Genomic DNA, 19,192 nt, shown 5'->3' on the forward strand with positions numbered 1-19,192 from the left:
TATGAAAAAAATTGTAGAAAAGAGTTTGGAAGCAGCTCTTATTAAAGCATCAACAGAGTTAAGTTGTTCGGTAGCAGACTTGGAATATGAAATCGTGCAGAATCCTTCAAGTGGGTTTTTAGGTTTGGGAAAAAAAGAAGCAATTATTATTGTAGAATCAAAACATAAAGATTCGCCAAAGCCTATTAATGAAAAATATGTAAAACAAGAAGTGCAAGAGCGATTTAAACCCGCGCAAGCTCCCAAAAGAGATTATGGAAACTCAACTGCGTATGTAGCAGATAAGGAATCTTTATATAAAGAAGATATTGGCTCACAGCAGCTTTGGGGAGAGCAAGCACAATGGGATTTGCCATCTCAAGATGATGATGCGAATGCACAAGAGATTTGTAAGGAAATAAAGGAGCTTTTTGCGCTACTTCCCTTTGAAATTGATCGCTTTGAGGTAAGAATGGAGGAGAATAATACACTTTTTGTATATATTGATGGACGTGATTGTGCATTGCTGATTGGAGAGAGAGGCTATCGTTACAAAGCACTTTCATACTTGCTTTTTAATTGGATTAATCCTAAATATGGTTATTCGCTTCGTCTTGAAATCGCAGAGTTTTTTAAGAATCAAGAAGAAATGATTGATATATATCTCAAAGAGATAGTTCATTCTGTTAAGATTAATGGCAAAGCTCAAACTAAGATACTTGATGGGATTTTGGTATATATTGCTTTAAATAAATTACGCGAAATATTCCCTGATAAGTATGTATCTGTGCGTCAAAATGACGCAAATGAAAAATACGTTATCGTCAATGATTTTAGACGATAGCACTATTGTTGCTATTGCCACTCCTATAGGTGTGGGGGCGATAAGCATTGTGCGCCTAAGCGGAGAGAGGGCTTATCATATAGCTCTTACCCTTACTCATAAAAAATCTCTAAAGCCTAGATACGCTCACTTATGCCATATTTATGATACACAACAAACACCTATTGATGAAGCTTTGGTGCTTTATTTTCCCAAACCATATAGTTATACAACTCAAGATGTATGTGAAGTGCAGTGTCACGGCGGCATTGTAAGTGCAAGAGCAATAGTGCAACTTTGTTTGCGCTTAGGCGCTAGAATGGCTCAAGCAGGTGAATTTGCCAAACGCGCCTTTTTGGGCGGACGATTAGATTTGGCACAAGTTCAAGCTGTTGCTGGACTGATTCACTCTCAAAGTCTTGAGGCAAACAAGATTCTTATGCGCCAACTCAAGGGTGATTTAGGAGTGTTTGTAAATCGCACACGCGAGAATCTCCTTGAGATTCTTGCCTTTAGCGAAGTGCATATTGATTATAGTGAAGAGGTAGAAGAAGGCTATATGCGAGATATTGAGCAAAAATTAGCACATATTGAAAATGAATTATCGCATATTTATCATATTTCTCTTACGCGACAATGTATGATTGAGGGTTATACATTGAGCATTATTGGTAAGCCAAATGTAGGCAAAAGTTCTTTGCTTAATGCGCTTTTAAGATATGAGCGTGCGATTGTGAGTGAGATAGAGGGGACAACACGAGATACTATTGAAGAGACACTTACTATTCAAGGCAGCTTGTTGCGCATAGTTGATACAGCAGGTATTCGTCAAAGCGATGATAAAATTGAACAAATTGGTATTTCAAAAACAAAACAAGCCCTTATGCAAAGCAATATTATTCTTGCTCTTTTTGATGGCTCTCGTCCATTTGATGAGGAAGATGAGGCAATTATGGAGATTCTTAAAACTCAATGTCAAGATAAATATATTCTTGTGATTATCAATAAGAGTGATTTGCCACTTCGCTGCGAAGACGAGCTACTTCACAATTTGCTTCACTCACATAATAAAGCCTTGCTTCCTGCACCTTTGCACTTAAGTGCAAAATATGAGGGTGTGCAAAAAGTATTAGAATGTTTAGAAGAAGTGATAAGTACACATAATGGAGATGAAAGTATGATTCTTACATCAAGTTACCAACTTGATTGCATTAAAAGGGCGTTAGAGTGTATTACAAAAGCTTATGAAGTGCTTGATATGGGGCAATTAGAGTTATTTTCATATCAGATACAAGATTGTATAGAATCTCTTTGTAATATCACTCGTCCTTACGAAAATGCAGAGTTGCTAGATAAGCTTTTTGGCACATTTTGTTTGGGAAAATAGCGATAAAACAATCACATCTTAGATTCTTTTCTTTAAAATATTCCACAAGATTGCTAAGTTATAAGTTATTTTATAAATAAACTTGACATTAAATGACTAAACTTATATAATGTAGTTCATATAAAACTTAAGGAGTTAAGTATGAATTTATTTGAAAAATTAACAAATCAGATGAAAGAAACGCTTGATAGTGCAGCTTCACTTGCCCTGCATTCAAGTAATCAAGAAATTTCTCCCGCACATCTATATTGGGCACTTTTGAGTAATCATCAAAGTGTGCTTCATCAGGCTTTGAATAAAATGAATGTTGATAAAGCTGCACTTGAGCTTCAAGCACGCAGTGAGGTAGATAAGCTTCCTAAAAGCTCACAGGTGCAAAAAGAGAATCTAAGCATCAGCAAAGATCTTTCAAACGCACTCAATTTTGCTCAAGGTGAAGCAACTAAGAATGGTGATAGTTTCATTGCAGTAGATATGTTTTTGATTGCTAATCTTAAAGAAAGCGCTTTTATAGCGATATTTAAACCTCTTGTAGATATTGTAGAATTTAAGAAGACATTGCTAAGCTTAAGAGGAGAGAGCAAGATAGAATCTCAAAGTGGCGATGATAATTTAGAATCTTTAAGCAAATTTGGTATTGATTTGACCCAAAAGGCTTTAGAAAACACACTTGACCCTGTGATAGGGCGTGATGATGAGATTAATGCAATGATGCAGATTCTCATACGCAAGAGCAAAAATAATCCTATTTTATTGGGAGAACCCGGTGTAGGAAAAACAGCTGTGGTAGAGGGCTTAGCACAGAGAATTATAACCAAAGCTGTACCCACGAGTTTGCAAAATAAAAAGCTCATTGCCCTTGATATGAGCGCACTTATTGCTGGAGCGAAATATCGCGGAGAGTTTGAAGAGCGACTGAAAAATGTTGTTGATGAAGTCAAAAAAGCTGGAAATATCATTTTATTTATTGATGAGATTCACACTATTGTGGGTGCGGGAGCAAGTGAGGGAAGTATGGACGCAGCAAATATACTTAAACCTGCTCTTGCGCGAGGAGAACTTCATACTATTGGTGCAACCACTCTAAAAGAGTATCGCAAATATTTTGAAAAAGATGCTGCTCTCACACGGCGATTTCAGCCTATAAGTGTGAATGAACCTAGCATTAATGAAGCATTACAAATTTTGCGAGGGATTAAGCCAAATTTAGAAGCGCATCATAATGTTAATATCGCAGATACTGCCCTTATAGCTGCGGCAAAGCTTTCAAGTCGTTATATTACCGATAGATTTTTGCCCGATAAGGCGATTGATTTGATTGATGAGGCGGCGGCAGAGTTGAAAATGCAAATAGAATCTGAACCTTTGGAGTTAAGTAAGATTAAAAAACAAATTGCTAACCTAGAGGTGGAAAAACAAGCGCTCAATATGGAAAAAACAAATGTTAATGAGACGCGTGTCTTAGAGATTGATAAAGAGTTAGAGGATTTGCGCGAGGAAAGAATGAGACTTGAGAGTAAATTTGAGCAAGAAAAGAGTGTTTTTACGCGTATTGCTACGATAAAAGCAGAGCTTGATAGTCTCAAAAGAGAATCTGAACTTGCCAAACGAAGTGGAGATTACAACAAAGCAGCTGAAATTGATTATGGCAAAATCCCTGATATTCAAGCCCAAGAAGCAGCCTTGCATACACAATGGGAAGAAATGCAAAAAAATGGCACTTTGCTTAAAAATGCGGTAACAAAAGAGAGTATTGCGGGAGTGGTGAGTCGTTGGAGTGGGATTCCGATTAAAAAAATGCTTCAAAGCCAAAAAGAACGTATTTTGGGTATAGAATCTGAACTTGAAAAAAGTGTAGTGGGACAAGATGATGCAATCAAAGCCATTGCGCGGGCAATTAAACGCAATAAAGCTGGGTTAAATGATGCCTCGCGCCCTATTGGAAGCTTTTTATTTTTGGGACCAACAGGCGTGGGCAAAACGCAATGTGCAAAAACTTTAGCGGAATTTTTATTTGATAATGCCAAATCGCTTGTGCGTATTGATATGAGCGAATATATGGAAAAGCATTCTGTGAGTAGGCTCGTAGGAGCGCCTCCGGGCTATGTGGGCTATGAGGAGGGAGGTGTGCTCACAGAAGCAATAAGGCGTAAGCCTTATAGTATCGTGCTTTTTGATGAAGTGGAAAAGGCACATCCTGATGTGTTTAATATTCTCTTGCAAGTGCTTGATGATGGGCGATTGACTGATAGCAAGGGTGTGAGTGTGGATTTTACCAACACAATTATTATTTTGACAAGCAATATTGCAAGTGATAAAATTATAGAAATTGATGATAAACAAGAGCGTCAAAAGGCTGTGAAAGAGGCACTTAAAATGTATTTTAAGCCAGAATTTTTAAATCGCCTTGATGATGTGGTCATCTTTAATCCACTCGGACTTACTGATATTACAAAAATTGTGGATATTATGTTTGAATCTCTAGCAAAAAGGGCGCAAGAAAGAGGCATTAGCATTACACTAAGTAGCCAAGCACGGGAGCATATAGCACAAGTGGGTTTTGATAGCATATATGGTGCGCGTCCGCTCAAAAGGGCATTATACGAAGAGGTTGAAGATAGGTTAGCAGATTTAATTTTGCGTGATGAAATTAAAGAGGGGGATAGGGTGAATTTTGTGCTTGAAAATGGTGAAATTTGCACAGATATACAAAAAGGATAGAATCTTAGAGAACTAAGAGTGAAAGTGCTTCACTCTTGTATGGTAGATTCTAAAGCTATTTGACTTTTTCAAGATATTCGCCTGTTTCGGTATTAACCTTAATCTTTTCGCCCTCTAATATATGAAAAGGCACTTGCACAACTGCACCTGTTTCAAGTGTAGCAGGCTTTTTGCCGCCGCTGCTTGTATCACCCTTGAAATTTGGCGCAGTCTCTGTAATGGTGAGCTCTACAACAAGGGGCACATCAACAGAAATCGCCTTTTCATTATGAAAGAGAATCTGGACATTGAGTCCATCAATAATCCATTTTGCTGCATCGCCTACTTGCTCATCGCTCAAAGCAATTTGTTCATAAGTGGTTGTATCCATAAATTGAAATGCACCACCATCGTGGTAGAGGAATTGCATTGTTTTTTCTTGTAAATTGGGCTCTTCACATTTATCGCCTGCGTGAAAAGTTTTTTCAATGACTTTACCATCAAGAAATGATTTAATTTTTGCTCGCACAAACGCTGCACCTTTGCCGGGTTTTACATGTTGATATTCGGTGATTCTATATGGAATCCCATCAATTTCAATTTTCAATCCTTTTTTGAGTTCGCTCATTCCAATCGCCATAAACGCTCCTTAAATAATATAGGGAATTTCAAGGCTTTATTATACCATAAACTCCTCTCTTTAAGCACTAGCTATGGCATAAATATTTATATTCTCTCAAAGAATCTATCGCAACCAAGTCTTATAATTTCTTTATATCCACGTGCGCTCAAAAATTCATAAATACCAGAATCTTGTGGATAATTATCTTCTATGCCGATGAGATGAATGTGGTATTTTGAAAAATCAATAGATTCTAAAATGCTCATTTCTCCACCCTCTACATCAATAGAGAGATAATCAATTTCTTTAATATCTTTATGGTTTGCCATTATGCTATCAAATTTCATACCTTGTATTTTGATGATTTTTTTGCTCCCACCAAATTCCGCTATTTCACGTTCTATGCGTTCCAAATGCTCTTTGTTGTATTCGCTCATTATGCCGCTTAGCATTTGAGGTCCTTGTATTTGTAAAAATTCTATCTCTTCATCTTTATCGCAAAGAGCTACATTGTATTTCGTGCTTGTGGGGCTTTGGCGATTTTGCAAAAGCTTTGGGAAGACATTGCTATCAGCTTCAATGAGAATACCACTCCAATTTTGATAGTGTGGAGTATCTTTGGGGAGATTGCTTAACATTTCTAACATATAAGTATTACTTAGGGTAATACCATCGTTTGCGCCAATATCAATGAAAAAATATGATGATTTTTTGGGTTTGCTTGTGTAGTAGTTATAAACAAATAAATCCTGCATATATTGAGAAAAGGAGAAACCTACAATACCTACTTCTTTATAAAAGGCAAACGGATTTTTCCTGATTATCTTTGCCCCCCCCCCTGTATAACTTTTTTGCTAAACTTAATTTCAAACGTTGTAGTTTTGCATTTATAAAACCTATCATCTGCGCCTCCTTCGTATCATTAAATTTTTCCAGCAGAGCCAAGAATGCCCATTCTTTCTACCATTACTCTTTTCATTGCTTCCATTGCAGGCGCAAAGAACTTGCGCAAATCAAATTGAGTAGGGTCTTCTTTGGCTATGCGGCGCACCTCTGCCATAAAAGCTATACGCAAATCTGTGTCAATATTAACTTTATTGATGCCACCTTTGACCGCTTCTTGCAAAAATGCAAATGGCACACCCTTGCTCCCTTTTAAATCCCCGCCTGTGGCTAAAAATGCTTCACGCACATAATCAGGTATAGCACTTGCGCCGTGCAAAACAAGAGGGATATTCGTTCTGCGTTTGACTTCTTGGAGTCTTGCAAAATCAAGCTTTGGCTCACCTTTAAATTTAAATGCGCCGTGGCTTGTGCCAATAGCTGGAGCAAGATAATCTACTTGAGTTTGTTTCACAAATTCTTCTGCTTCATCAGGATTGATAAGCACTGCATCTTTTTCATCAACAGAAATATTATCCTCAATACCCATAAGTCTGCCGAGCTCTGCCTCTACGCTCACACCTTTGCTATGAGCGTATTGCACAACTTCTTTTGTGGTTGCAAGATTCTCTTTAAAAGAGTGATGGGAAGCATCAATCATTACAGAGGTAAATCCAGCCTCAACTGCCCTTTGGCAAGATTCTAAACTTGTGCCGTGGTCAAGATTGAGTGCCACAGGAATATGAGGATAGCGATTTGATAGAATCTTAACCATTCCAACAGCCATATCAATGCCCATATATTTAATTGCACCCTCACTTGCTTGCACGATAATGGGCGATTTTGCTTCATTTGCTGCAAGAAAAATAGCATTGAGCATTTCAAAATTGACAAAATTAAATGCACCTACTCCATAACCCTCTTTATGTGCTTTAAGTAATATTTCACTTCCTGAAACGAGCATAGCCCCTCCTTTCTTAATTTTAATAATTTATTTTGTAATTTTGATTTTAGCTTTAGCACGCAAAGCTTGAATCTTTTGCATCATACCGCCTTGAATACTTTGCATTTTGATACTATTTTCAATGATTTTTTTAGCATCTTTATAAGGAATGACTTTGGGCTCACTTTTGCGTTCAAGATAGATAATATGATAGCCAAATTGCGTAAGAACAGGCTCTTTTGTATAAGTGCCCGGTTTTAAATCAAAAGCAGCTTTAGAAAACATAGGATCCATACCTGCGCGTTTGAATACGCCCAAATCCCCACCATTTTTTTGTTGTTTTGAAGCAGGGTCAATAGATTTTGCATTTGCGAGCTCTATGAATTTGGCTTCTACTTTCGCTTTACCTGCCTTATCAAGTTCTTTAATAATCTCTTTTGCTTCAGATTCTGATTTTACAAGAATATGTCGCGCCTTGCCTTCTTGGTCAATAAACTCACCTTCATTTTCTTGGTAAATTTTACGAAGTTGAGCATCATTCATCGTTGGGACTTGCGTGCTGTTAGCTTGTTTTTTTGTCCATAAATCAATAAGGAGATTGTCTTTAATGCTATTAATGGCATCAGTGTATTCTTTAGAAGCGTCTAGCTTTTCTTGTTTGGCAGCTTTAAGAATGAGTTGCCTATTTACAAGCTCATTAATGAGCATTTCTTTTTCTTGGTCAGAGAGTTTATTATAGTTAAAGTTTGGGATAGTTTGTTTGAGAATCTCCATATCTTTGTCTGTAATGGCTACACCATCAACCGTTGCATAGGTTTTGGCTTGAAGAGATACGCACACAAGAGAGGCAAGTATCGTGGCAAGAAGTTGGCGTTTCATAGTATTGCTCCGAAATTAAGATTGTGCGATTGTATCAGATAAAGCTAAACATATTGTAAGCTAGTGTTTTGAATCATATTTAGGTTTAATAAGCCTTTATGAGGAAGTATTGAGTTTATGTGCAAGGCTATGTGCAAAATCAATGCACGAGCTAATGCTTGGAATAGGACTAATGTGAGCATTTATATCTTTTTCAAAGTGGGCAAAAGTGCTCCGTCCAATAGCCACTGCTACATAATGATAATCCCACCCAAAGTTTGCCACAAAACTCTCATATGCACTAGGTGCGCTGAAAATAAGCACACTTTTGGGTTTGGGCTTGAGGGAAAGGGGTAAAGTTTGAGGACGATTAATATAGGCTATTGCCTCTTGGAGAGGGATATGAGCATTTTTGAGGATAGAATCTAGCCCCGATACAATTTTTTGAGCGCGAAGATAAAGTGGTGTGTGCCCTTGCAAAAGAGGGATAATTTCTTTGGCAAACTCTTTTCCGTGAGCCTTTTTGCCAATAAAAGCAATAGAGGCATTTTGTTTTTGCAATAAAGCTGCGCTTGAAGGGCTAATAACAAAGCTCGGAATCTCTTTCCAGTGTGCAAGATTGGGATTGTATGAATTAGATTTGGGGGAGGCAGATTCTATGAGGGAGGATATAGCATAAGAAGAAGTAAAAATGAGTGCATCAATACCCTCTAGTGTATGTGTAATAGGGATAGATTCTATAACATTGCTTATGAGGCTTTTTACATTTTGGTGAGAGCGTGTCCCAACAAGCACAACTTCATAGGCAGTGTCTGTGCTATGGGTATCTTTGTTATTTAATTTAGAATCTGTCATACTGCCTCTATATACCTGTTTTTCGCAGAGTGTGCCAAAAATACAATCCTACACAGCCACTTAAAATGAGGATAATACCAAGTATAAGGCTAATGAGTGTAGCTAATATTTCAGGGAATAGCACAAAAATCACACCCAATACAATATAGAATCCACCCATAAATATAATACCCGTATTCGCATTTGAGTACACAATGCGTGAAAGTCTCCACGCGTGTATAAGCCACAATACACCCTTAAGGATAAGCCACAATGCAATAAAGAGTGGCACGAAATTTTGCGCAATTTCCTCGCCTCCAAAAAGTAAGATTAAGCCAAAAGCACACGAAACGCCACCATCAAGAAGCATCATTATATAGCGTGAAGTGAAGAAATAAAAAATGCCACCTATGCCACTCATAAGCATAATAAAACCAACAAAATAGGCAAGAAAAGCCATTGTATGAAGAGGATTGATAATACACACGATTCCTAAAACAAGTAAAGTCAAACTCAATGCAAACCACAAAATACGATTAAAACGCATATTCCGCCTTTGTTCTAAGATGGACTATCATTTGAAATGCTTAAAACTAAGCCAATGGCAAGGCAATTTGCAATAAGTGAGCTGCCACCATAGCTAAGAAATGGCACAGCTATACCTTTTACAGGCGTTATGCCTGAAATCCCAAAGGCATTGATAATAAATGAAAAACCAATGAGTAAGCCTATGCCTATGCAAAAAAGATAATACATTTTATTTTGCACACGATTAGCGATACGAAAGAGTCTCAATAAAATATAGCCAAATAAACATACAAGCGCAAAAAGTCCTACAAATCCTAATTCTTCGGCAATACCAGCGAGAATAATATCTGTATGCACATCACTTAAGAATCCAAGTTTGATGAAACCCTCACCTAGCCCAGAACCAAAAAAACCACCACTTGCCATAGCATTCGTGGCGTGATAGATTTGATAAGGCTCGGGTAAGCCACTTATGCGAAGATTTTCAGCCCAACCATAAGGCAAAAGTGCCAATACAGAATCTTGCGCACTTGCCCACCACGATTTGATACGCAAGATTCTATGTGGGCTTGTAATAATCGCGATAAATGTGGTGCTTATTGTGCCAAGAAATATTACACCAAGTAATCGCAAACTGCCACCTGCAAAAACAAGCATTACCCCAAGCGTGAGTGCAAGGAGCACAACTTGCCCTAAGTCATTTTGCAACACGGCAATAAGCACGACTGCTATGATAAATAGCACGAGATAGGGGATAAATATTTTGATTTCATCTTTGATAGACAGACGCACATTGCTGACAAATTTGCGTGAAAAGCTCCACGCAAGAAAATAGACAAAGCCAATTTTAAAGAGTTCAGAGGGTGCAATAGAAATAAAAGGTAGTCTAATCCAGCGCTTTGCTCCACCTGCAGAGCTTACAAAACTTTGAGGAAGAAAGTGCATACCCACCATAAGCACGATAGAAATAATAAAGATTGTTACGCCTATGTGCTTAAAATGCGCATTGCAATCAAGGCGTGAGAGCAACCACATTAGCCCTATTCCGATTAAAGCAGCGATAAATTGACGCAATAAAAAATGAAAAGGTTCATAATTATAAAGACTTGTGATGTATGTTGCTAATGAGTAGGACATTACCACACCGATACAAATAAGGAGTGTAACTGCATAAAAAAGCTTAGAATCTGCCATAAAACTTACTCTTATCAAAATAAAATTGGATTTTAACAAAACATTGTGAAAATGTAAAATTGAAGAAATTGCATATCATTATGGTATTTAAAGCTTACAAATACCAAAAGGGAATATATGGACAAATACCTATGAGTGTGCTACAATCACAGCTTTATTTTATACATTACATTAAAGATGCTTTAAGATTCTATAAATTTAAGGTAGGCAATGAAAGATCCCAATGCGCCACAAGAATATATACGTAATTTTTCTATTATTGCTCATATTGACCACGGCAAATCCACGCTTGCAGATAGGCTTATCCAGGAATGTGGGGCAGTGAGTGAGCGTGAAATGACTGCGCAAATTATGGATACGATGGATATTGAAAAAGAGCGGGGCATTACTATTAAAGCACAATCTGTTCGTTTGAAATATCCATATAAAGGGCAAACTTACACACTCAATTTGATTGACACACCCGGACACGTGGATTTTAGCTATGAGGTTTCGCGTTCGCTTAGCTCGTGTGAGGGCGTACTTCTTGTAGTAGATGCTAGTCAAGGCGTAGAGGCTCAAACCATAGCGAATGTGTATATCGCTATGGAGAATAATCTTGAAATTTTGCCTGTGATCAACAAAATTGATTTACCTGCAGCTGACCCATTGCGCGTGGCAGAAGATATAGAATCTACAATTGGGCTTGATTGCACAGATGTCCTCCAAGTGAGCGCTAAGAGTGGTGAGGGCATCAAAAATCTTCTTGAACGCATTATAGAGTGTATTCCTGCTCCAAGTGGTGATGAAAATGCTCCCACAAAGGCACTTATTTATGATAGTTGGTTTGATAATTATTTGGGAGCATTAGCTTTGATACGGCTTGTAAATGGGGCTTTGCGTGTAGGGCAAGAAGTGCAAATAATGAGTAGTGGCAAGAAATATGAGGTGCTTGCGTTGTATTACCCTCACCCCGTGCAGAAGATTCCCGCACAAATCATTGGCTGTGGTGAGATAGGCATTATTTCTCTTGGATTGAAGTCTGTAACAGAAATGGCAGTGGGCGATACGATTACTGATTCTAAAAATCCCACAAGCACTCCTATTGAGGGATTTCGTCCTGCAAAACCATTTGTATTTGCCGGGATTTATCCTATTGAAACAGATAAATTTGAGGAATTGCGCGAAGCGCTCCATAAACTCAAACTCAATGATTCAGCCCTTAGCTTTGAGCCCGAGACAAGTGTAGCTTTGGGATTTGGATTTCGTGTGGGATTTTTAGGATTATTGCATATGGAAGTTGTTAAAGAACGATTAGAGAGGGAATTTTCGCTTAGTCTTATTGCTACTGCACCAACGGTGGTATATGAAGTCTATCTCACTGATGGCACAAAGGTGCTTGTGCAAAATCCGAGTGAGTTACCAGAAGTGCAAAAGATAGAATCTATTTATGAGCCTTATGTGAGGGCAAGTGTTATCACACCGAGCGAATATGTCGGCAATATTATTACATTACTTTCAAATCGGCGTGGAGTGCAAGAAAAAATGGAATACCTCAATCAATCACGCGTTATGCTGACATATGCGTTGCCGAGTAATGAAATTGTAATGGATTTTTATGATAAGCTTAAATCCTGCACAAAAGGCTATGCAAGCTTTGATTACGAGCCCATAGAGTATCGTCAAGGAGATTTGGTGCGACTTGACATACGTGTAGCAGGAGAGATAGTTGATGCACTTTCCATTATTGTAGATAAATCAAAAAGCTATGAAAAGGGTAGGGCACTCGTAGAAACTATGAAAGAAATTGTCCCTAGACAGCTTTTTGAAGTGGCTATTCAAGCGAGTGTAGGCAATAAAGTTATTGCGCGTGAAAATATAAAGTCTATGGGGAAAAATGTAACTGCAAAGTGTTATGGTGGTGATATAACGCGTAAGCGCAAGTTGCTAGAGAAACAAAAAGAGGGCAAGAAGCGTATGAAGGCTATTGGGAAGGTTGAGTTACCGCAAGAAGCATTTTTAGCTGTATTAAAGATTGATGGGTAACTAAAATTTATTCAAATTTGCTATAATGTGGATTTTGAAATTTGTATTTGGAGAAAGAATGAAAGGCATTATATTAGCAGGCGGAAGTGGAACAAGATTGTATCCTACAACTTTAATGCTCTCAAAGCAACTTTTGCCTATTTATGATAAGCCAATGATTTATTATCCGCTTTCTGTGCTAATGCTTGCACAGATTCGTGAGGCTTTAATTATCTCCACTCCCAAAGATACGCCTAGATTTCAAGAAATTTTTGGCAATGGGCATTTTTTAGGTATGGAGATTCAATATTGTGTGCAGCCTTCTCCTGATGGGTTAGCTCAAGGGTTGATTTTAGCAGAAAATTTTGTGGGCAATGAGAATCTTGCTTTAATTTTGGGTGATAATGTCTTTTATGGACAGGGATTCTCACCAATGCTTTTAGAAGCAAAAGAGGAAGCTAATAAAGGCATAGCGACAATATTTTCTTATCGTGTCAAAGACCCGCAGAGATTTGGTGTGGCAGAAATAGACGCCAATGGAGCAGTGCTAAGCTTAGAGGAAAAGCCTAGCAATCCCAAAAGCAATTTTGCAGTTACAGGATTATATTTTTATGACAATAAAGCCATAGAGATAGCAAAATCGCTCAAACCTAGCTCACGAGGAGAACTAGAAATCACAGATGTGAATATCGCCTATCTCAAAGCAGGTAAGCTTCGGAGTGAGGCTTTAGGAAGGGGCTTCGCGTGGCTTGATACCGGCACACACGATAGTCTTGTGGAAGCTGCGACTTTTGTGCAAACGATTGAATTGCGACAAGGCTATAAAATCGCTTGTTTGGAGGAAATTGCTTATCGCAATGGTTGGATAGATGAAAAACAACTGCTACAAAGGGCTGAAACTTTAAATAAAAGTGGTTATGGGCAGTATCTCCACCAACTTTTAGAGGAAAAATAATGAAAACTCTCCTTATTACAGGTGGAGCAGGGTTTATAGGGAGTAACTTTATTCTCTATTTTTTGCACAAATACCCGCAATATCATCTTATCAATGTGGATTCTTTAACCTATGCGGGTAATTTAGAGAATCTGCAAGGTGTAGAGAATGCGCCAAATTATGAGTTTAGACAAGGCGATATTTGCGATAAGGACTTCATTAAAGATATATTTGTGCGCTATGAGATTGAGGGCGTCATTCACTTCGCTGCGGAATCCCACGTGGATAATTCTATTGCCAATCCGAGTGCCTTTGTAGAAACCAATGTCAATGGCACTTTTAATCTGCTACATAATGCGTATTTAAGCTGGTTTGATGCTCCAATTCGTCCTAAGGCAAACAAAGAGCATTGTGTCTTTCATCATATCAGCACCGATGAGGTATTTGGCTCATTAGGCAAAAGTGGATATTTTAGCGAATCCACACCTTATGCACCAAATTCCCCTTATTCTGCCTCCAAAGCTTCAAGTGATATGCTAGTGAGAAGCTACCATCATACTTATGGCTTAAAAACTTTTATTACCAATTGTTCTAACAACTATGGACCTAAGCAGCACGATGAAAAGCTTATTCCTACGATTATTCGTAATGCTTTAAGGGGTAGTGAGATTCCTATTTATGGCGATGGGCAAAATATCCGCGATTGGCTTTATGTGGGAGATCATTGTGTGGGTATTGATAAAGTGTTTCATTCCTCTTATTTTGGGCAAAGTTTTAATATTGGCGGAAACAATGAGCAAAGTAACATAGAACTTGCCCATATTATTTGTGCAATCTTGGATAAAAAATGTCCCAAAGAGCGAAGTTATAAGGAGCAAATTGCATTTGTCCAAGATAGAGCAGGACACGATAGGCGTTACGCAATAGATTCTAGTAAAATGGTGCGTTTGTTTGGGTTTAAGCCAAGTGATTTTTATGCTAATCTTTCTCAAACAATAGATTTTTATATCTACAAATATACTTCAGTTCCTCTTGCGGGGGGGGGGGGTATATAGACTCTTAATTCTTACTTTTTTGCCTCTCTTATTACTTTTTATGCACTCCTTTATCTTACGAAAAAGGGAGTTTAGATGAAAATTAATCATTTTAATTCACACGAGAAAATTTTACGTTATACCGATAAGATTGATTATTTTATGAATGCACACAAAACACTTGTTGTTACTGAGCTGGACTTGACAAATAAATGTAATCACCGCTGTCCGGGTTGCTGTGGGCATAATGAAAATAATGCAGAGTTAAGCAAGGAGCAAATTGATGTGATTATTGCAGGATTAAAAAGCCTTGAGAACAAGGGCGTGATTCTCTCTGGTGGAGGTGAGCCAACTTTAAGCCCACATTTTCACTATGCGATAGAGGAGATTAAACGTGCGGGAATGAATATTGGGCTTAATTCTAATGGTGGATTGCTTGATGAGCAAAAGTGTCGTATGATTGCACAGAATTTGGAGTATTTTAGAATCTCTTTAGATGCGGGAAGTGTGCCAATGTATGAAAAAATACACGGAATGAAGCCTCATCATTTTGCCAAAACTCTGAAAAATATAGAGATGTTTGCAAGGATAAAAACCCAAATGGATTCTAAGACTAGCTTTGGGATAGGATTTTTAACTAGCCAAGAGACACAGGGCGATATGGAATCTTTTGTGCAAGTTATTAAAGAGATAAGCAAGAGGCAAAAGGGCATTGATTTTGTGCAGTTTCGCCCCTTTACCGGCGATACTTTTGATATTGCGCCAATCCTTGCAGAATTGCAAAGCAAATATGAGAGTGCAGATTTTAAAATCTTAGCGAGTTATCAAAAATACAATCAAATGCACGATGCAACAAATCGTGGTTATGCGCAGTGCCACGGAATGTTTTTTAGCACTTGTATTAGTGCGGATTTTAAAGTGTGGGCTTGTCTGCACTTCCGCCAAAGCCCCGCACATTTGCTTGGGGATTTAAGAGAGCAGAGTTTGGAGGAGATTTGGAGAGGAAGCAGGATAAGGGAAGTTTATGAGTGCATCGATTGTGCTACTTGCCCGATTTTATGTCGTAATGATAATTTTAATAAGACTTTGGATAAACTCCAGCTTGAAGTAATTAACAGCGAGTTTTTATAGAATCTTAAGCGAAGATTCTATACTTTTATGCCACGAAATTTAAATTTAAGGGGCAGGAGATGAGCATTGTTAAGTTTGTGCGAAAATTAAGGCAGAGTAAAATCCAGCATTTAAGGGTTTGGTATTATAGGCATATTTTATCTAATGTTAAGGTGCAAGGGCATTTTAAGATTCTCTCCCCAACTTTATTTCATCGTTTAGGCAATAATCAAAGTGATGGGCAAATTCATATTGATAACGAAGTGCATTTAGGATACTTTCCCTCACCTTATTTTTATACCTGCCATAATTATATTGATGTGCGGGGGGGGGGCATATAATTGTTAAAAAAGGAACATATATTAACAATAATTTTGCCCTTGCTGCCTTAAGACATAGAATTACCATAGGACAAAACTGCTTTATTGGGGTAAATTTTCAGGCTCTAAATGCAGATTTTCACGGCATTAGGAAAATTGAGAGAAATAATTATGACAAGATAAAAAGTGCAGATATTGATATAGGTGATGATTGTTTCATTGGTAATAATGTGATAATTCTAAAAGGTGTAAATCTGGGCAAGGGTTGTGTCGTTGCAGCAGGAAGTGTGGTAACACAATCTTTTGCAGCAGATTCTCTTATCGCAGGAAATCCTGCAAGGTTAGTGAGAAAAATTGAGCAATGATTCTTTAGTGTTTATTTGAATGCAAAGATTTGAGAAATAGCTTAATGGAGCAGGGTGGATTGTATTTTAAGGAAGAGAGAAGTTAAGTGTATAGAACTTTGCTTGTGTTAAATTACTTAATTCCTCTTTGCTTAATTGCACGCCAGCGGGGATTTCTTGTCCGCTTGTGCCATAGCAGTAATAACACGCTTGAAGTGGAGTTTGAGCGGAAAGAAAATTTTGTAAATTTTCAAAATTAAACTCGGGTAATTCTGGTAGTTTCACCCCCCCCCCCCCCCCGATTTCAAGCGGGGTGAAAGCACTAAAGGCTCTTTGTGTTTTTGGATTAATAAGCAATCCGCAATCCTTACTTAAAGCAAAATTTTGTACAAGATGTGCGATTGTAGCTCTTGAACATTTTGAGATAAAGCCATTTTCCATAGTCAAACATTCTTTTCCAAAAATACATTCTTTGAAAATCTTTTGAACAATTTTGTCCTTTAATCGTGCCATTTTTACATTTCCACAATCAACCCAAGTATCTTGTTGATGAACGAAGTGGTGGGAATAGTAGGGAATCTCCCATTCTTTAAGTGCAGATTCTAATCTCTGTATGCCTTTCATATTGACAATTCCATAGTTTGAAAGCCTTAGAGTGATTTTACCGCTTTCTTTTATAATGCGAAGCAAAGAATCCTTAGGCACAATCGTTGCATTTGTAGCAATAATTATGCGATGTATGCGTGGGTTTTGTGCAGTGTATTGTAAAATTTGCGTAGCATTTGGGTGTAAGAAAAATTCGCCTCCTTGAAATTGCAGAGTTTTTATTTGAGTGTGTTTAGTAAGCTCTGCGATGTCTTGACATATTTCCTCATAGGGATAAAAGGGTATTATCTTTGCCAAATAAGGCGAGAAATTCGCACAATGTTTGCATTTGAGACTACAATTTTGTCCGCTAATAACCACAATCCTCTCTATAAAATTCAAATATTTTCTTTTTAGAAATTTTGGGAGCAGTGGGTGCAAGGCTTTTGTTAATTTTTTCAGATTTTTCAATACATTTCTTGGCACACGATGGATTTCTTTTCTTATTTTGATGAAAAATGTTTTGAACGATTCCATTTTGTCTCCTCCTTACTCTATTGTAGTATTTCTTAGCTTTGTTAAAGTTTCGTTGATAAGCGTTGAGCTTGTGCTTTTGGTATATGGGAAATACACCACTCGCACCCCTACCTTATTAAACTTTTCCTCCATTACATTCCAGCTTGGAGTTTTAAACCAATCATCACCGACAAACAAAATATCAAAATGCAGTTTTTCCCACATTTTGTATTTATCAATATCTTCTTGGGCAATGGCTACATCAACATATTTGATATTGCGCACAATCTCTATACGCTCCTCAAAGGAAATTACTGACTTTTTGTTTTTGTAAGAGACCAATTCATCAGTGGTAACGCCCACGATGAGTTTATCGCACAAGCCCTTAGCATTTTTGAGCAAATTTAAATGTCCAATATGAAACAAATCATATACTCCACTTGTATAACCAACTAGCATTTATCCTCCTTGTCATAGAGATTGAAAAACTGCTCCAAGCACCATACAAGCCATTTTTGGTCGCCATTTAAGCTTTTTATACAATCTCTTTTAAATTCACTTCTTTTGGGTCCTGTCCAATTTTGAAGCCATTGTCCCATTGCGCGTGGCATTGGGATTTTATTTGGCAGTGCAATAGAGGGATATTTTTGTGCAAAAAGTTCTCTTAAGAGGTATTTTGGCTCTCCATTGCGAATTCTGCGTAAATCTGGTGATTGCGCCATTTTCATACACACATAAGGGTCAAGGTAATTTATCTTGCCACATTCAAAGGCGTGCATATAAGAAGTATAAGATTCTATATTCATTATATCTTTTAAAAATCCTAAGAAATCAATTTTATTATTCGCTAAACGATATGGTTCATACACTTCTTGCACACTTACAGCCTTGTGTAAAATCTTTTGTGGTTCAATAAAATTATATCTGTGCATAAATGCATCAAAATCCCAATCTTGTGATAGGAGTTTATCCATACCATAAAAGACATAATCTGCTCCATCGCCGATAATAATCCTCTCATAACCTAAAGATTTCGCATAGCACACAGCTTTAAGCAGCTGAACTTCTATGGAGTGGAAAGGCACTTGATTATGCTTTAAGAGCATAGGAGTAAGCTCTAAAAAATCTTCCCACATAATTTCTAAAATATGATGTTCTAAATCATAAAATTGACAATATTTTTTTGCAAGGTGTGTTTCATCAATTGCATTGGGTGCAATACATTTAAAGGTAATGCAAGGTGTCTTAGGAGGGAGATAAGAGGCCAAAATCGCAGAATCTATCCCACTAGAGAGCAAAAGCGCGGTTTTATTGGGGATAAAATACTCCTCAATTTTGCTTTGTAAGATTCTATCAATATCTGCGACATTTTGCACACTTAGCAATTCATTTTCAGGTTTTGGTTTAAAAACTTTGTGGCTTAAACCTTTAAAGAAATTCATATTTTCATCTTTGATAAAACGAAAAGCGAGGTAATGACTCGCGCAATAATCTTTATCCACTTTGTTTTGATTGTTGCATCCTTTTTGATGTTGGTTCATATCACTCCTTTAAAGTTATTGTATTTGCAAAGATGTTTTTAGTTCATAAAAGTG

19 protein-coding genes are annotated in these 19,192 nt (G+C 37.5%); 9 read left to right on the top strand and 10 right to left on the bottom strand.

Features of this window, described 5'->3' with window-relative positions; all coding sequences use genetic code 11:
• Position 1: 1 nt before the first annotated feature.
• The 3 genes from OQH61_RS07570 (at position 2) to OQH61_RS07580 (ending at position 4,910) form a co-directional block, all read left to right on the top strand.
• On the top strand, positions 2-823 hold the full coding sequence (locus OQH61_RS07570; protein WP_266026788.1) for a Jag N-terminal domain-containing protein: 822 nt from the start codon (positions 2-4) through the stop codon (positions 821-823).
• Positions 786-2,189 (top strand): tRNA uridine-5-carboxymethylaminomethyl(34) synthesis GTPase MnmE, encoded by a 1,404-nt coding sequence (mnmE, locus tag OQH61_RS07575; RefSeq protein ID WP_266026789.1) that lies wholly within the window; start codon positions 786-788, stop codon positions 2,187-2,189. The genes OQH61_RS07570 and mnmE overlap by 38 nt, the downstream gene beginning before the upstream one ends.
• 141 nt (positions 2,190-2,330) lie before the next feature.
• A complete protein-coding gene (locus OQH61_RS07580; protein WP_266026790.1) occupies positions 2,331-4,910 on the top strand; it encodes an ATP-dependent Clp protease ATP-binding subunit in 2,580 nt (859 codons plus the stop codon).
• Between the two features lie 55 nt (positions 4,911-4,965).
• On the opposite strand, the gene efp is transcribed toward OQH61_RS07580, so the two are convergent.
• The 7 genes from efp to OQH61_RS07615 form a co-directional block, all read right to left on the bottom strand.
• Positions 4,966-5,529 (bottom strand): elongation factor P, encoded by a 564-nt coding sequence (efp, locus tag OQH61_RS07585; RefSeq protein ID WP_266026791.1) that lies wholly within the window; start codon positions 5,527-5,529, stop codon positions 4,966-4,968.
• A gap of 86 nt (positions 5,530-5,615) precedes the next feature.
• The gene (locus OQH61_RS07590; RefSeq protein WP_266026792.1) at positions 5,616-6,266 is read right to left on the bottom strand and encodes an FkbM family methyltransferase; all 651 of its coding nucleotides are present in this window, start codon (positions 6,264-6,266) and stop codon (positions 5,616-5,618) included.
• Between the two features lie 167 nt (positions 6,267-6,433).
• Positions 6,434-7,357, bottom strand: a complete 924-nt coding sequence (locus OQH61_RS07595; protein WP_266026793.1) for a class II fructose-bisphosphate aldolase — start codon at positions 7,355-7,357, stop codon at positions 6,434-6,436.
• A 27-nt stretch (positions 7,358-7,384) separates the two neighbouring features.
• The gene (locus OQH61_RS07600) at positions 7,385-8,215 is read right to left on the bottom strand and encodes a peptidylprolyl isomerase (RefSeq protein ID WP_266026794.1); all 831 of its coding nucleotides are present in this window, start codon (positions 8,213-8,215) and stop codon (positions 7,385-7,387) included.
• Between the two features lie 96 nt (positions 8,216-8,311).
• Positions 8,312-9,049 carry a uroporphyrinogen-III synthase gene (locus tag OQH61_RS07605; RefSeq protein ID WP_266026795.1) on the bottom strand — a complete coding sequence of 246 codons (738 nt, stop codon included), beginning with the start codon at positions 9,047-9,049 and terminating at the stop codon, positions 8,312-8,314.
• A gap of 7 nt (positions 9,050-9,056) precedes the next feature.
• The gene (locus tag OQH61_RS07610; protein WP_266026796.1) at positions 9,057-9,575 is read right to left on the bottom strand and encodes a DUF308 domain-containing protein; all 519 of its coding nucleotides are present in this window, start codon (positions 9,573-9,575) and stop codon (positions 9,057-9,059) included.
• 14 nt (positions 9,576-9,589) lie between these two features.
• Positions 9,590-10,750, bottom strand: coding sequence for an FtsW/RodA/SpoVE family cell cycle protein (locus OQH61_RS07615; RefSeq protein WP_266026798.1), 1,161 nt, complete (start codon positions 10,748-10,750; stop codon positions 9,590-9,592).
• A gap of 210 nt (positions 10,751-10,960) precedes the next feature.
• Between OQH61_RS07615 and lepA the strand changes: the two genes are divergently transcribed.
• The 6 genes from lepA to OQH61_RS09585 all read left to right on the top strand — a co-directional run bounded on the left by lepA (position 10,961) and on the right by OQH61_RS09585 (position 16,517).
• Positions 10,961-12,775 carry a translation elongation factor 4 gene (gene lepA, locus OQH61_RS07620; RefSeq protein WP_266026800.1) on the top strand — a complete coding sequence of 605 codons (1,815 nt, stop codon included), beginning with the start codon at positions 10,961-10,963 and terminating at the stop codon, positions 12,773-12,775.
• A 58-nt stretch (positions 12,776-12,833) separates the two neighbouring features.
• Positions 12,834-13,709: a glucose-1-phosphate thymidylyltransferase RfbA gene (rfbA, locus tag OQH61_RS07625; RefSeq protein WP_266026801.1), complete on the top strand. Its 876-nt coding sequence runs from the start codon at positions 12,834-12,836 to the stop codon at positions 13,707-13,709.
• Positions 13,709-14,743 carry a dTDP-glucose 4,6-dehydratase gene (rfbB, locus tag OQH61_RS07630; protein ID WP_266026802.1) on the top strand — a complete coding sequence of 345 codons (1,035 nt, stop codon included), beginning with the start codon at positions 13,709-13,711 and terminating at the stop codon, positions 14,741-14,743. Before rfbA ends, rfbB begins: the two co-directional genes overlap by 1 nt.
• Before the next feature lie 75 nt (positions 14,744-14,818).
• Positions 14,819-15,853 carry a radical SAM protein gene (locus OQH61_RS07635; RefSeq protein WP_266026804.1) on the top strand — a complete coding sequence of 345 codons (1,035 nt, stop codon included), beginning with the start codon at positions 14,819-14,821 and terminating at the stop codon, positions 15,851-15,853.
• A gap of 59 nt (positions 15,854-15,912) precedes the next feature.
• The gene (locus tag OQH61_RS07640) at positions 15,913-16,173 is read left to right on the top strand and encodes a hypothetical protein (protein ID WP_266026806.1); all 261 of its coding nucleotides are present in this window, start codon (positions 15,913-15,915) and stop codon (positions 16,171-16,173) included.
• Positions 16,174-16,232: 59 nt separating this feature from the next.
• Positions 16,233-16,517, top strand: coding sequence for an acyltransferase (locus OQH61_RS09585; protein ID WP_416232496.1), 285 nt, complete (start codon positions 16,233-16,235; stop codon positions 16,515-16,517).
• Between the two features lie 66 nt (positions 16,518-16,583).
• On the opposite strand, the gene OQH61_RS07650 is transcribed toward OQH61_RS09585, so the two are convergent.
• From OQH61_RS07650 to OQH61_RS07660, 3 genes are read right to left on the bottom strand one after another with little or no spacing between them, the layout of a single operon-like run.
• Positions 16,584-17,618 carry a radical SAM protein gene (locus OQH61_RS07650; RefSeq protein ID WP_266026808.1) on the bottom strand — a complete coding sequence of 345 codons (1,035 nt, stop codon included), beginning with the start codon at positions 17,616-17,618 and terminating at the stop codon, positions 16,584-16,586.
• A 12-nt stretch (positions 17,619-17,630) separates the two neighbouring features.
• The gene (locus OQH61_RS07655) at positions 17,631-18,056 is read right to left on the bottom strand and encodes an adenylyltransferase/cytidyltransferase family protein (RefSeq protein WP_266026810.1); all 426 of its coding nucleotides are present in this window, start codon (positions 18,054-18,056) and stop codon (positions 17,631-17,633) included.
• Positions 18,050-19,138: an asparagine synthase C-terminal domain-containing protein gene (locus OQH61_RS07660; protein WP_266026811.1), complete on the bottom strand. Its 1,089-nt coding sequence runs from the start codon at positions 19,136-19,138 to the stop codon at positions 18,050-18,052. The genes OQH61_RS07655 and OQH61_RS07660 overlap by 7 nt, the downstream gene beginning before the upstream one ends.
• Between the last annotated feature and the right edge of the window lie 54 nt (positions 19,139-19,192).

Source organism: Helicobacter sp. MIT 21-1697 (assembly GCF_026241255.1).
Taxonomy (GTDB): domain Bacteria; phylum Campylobacterota; class Campylobacteria; order Campylobacterales; family Helicobacteraceae; genus Helicobacter_C.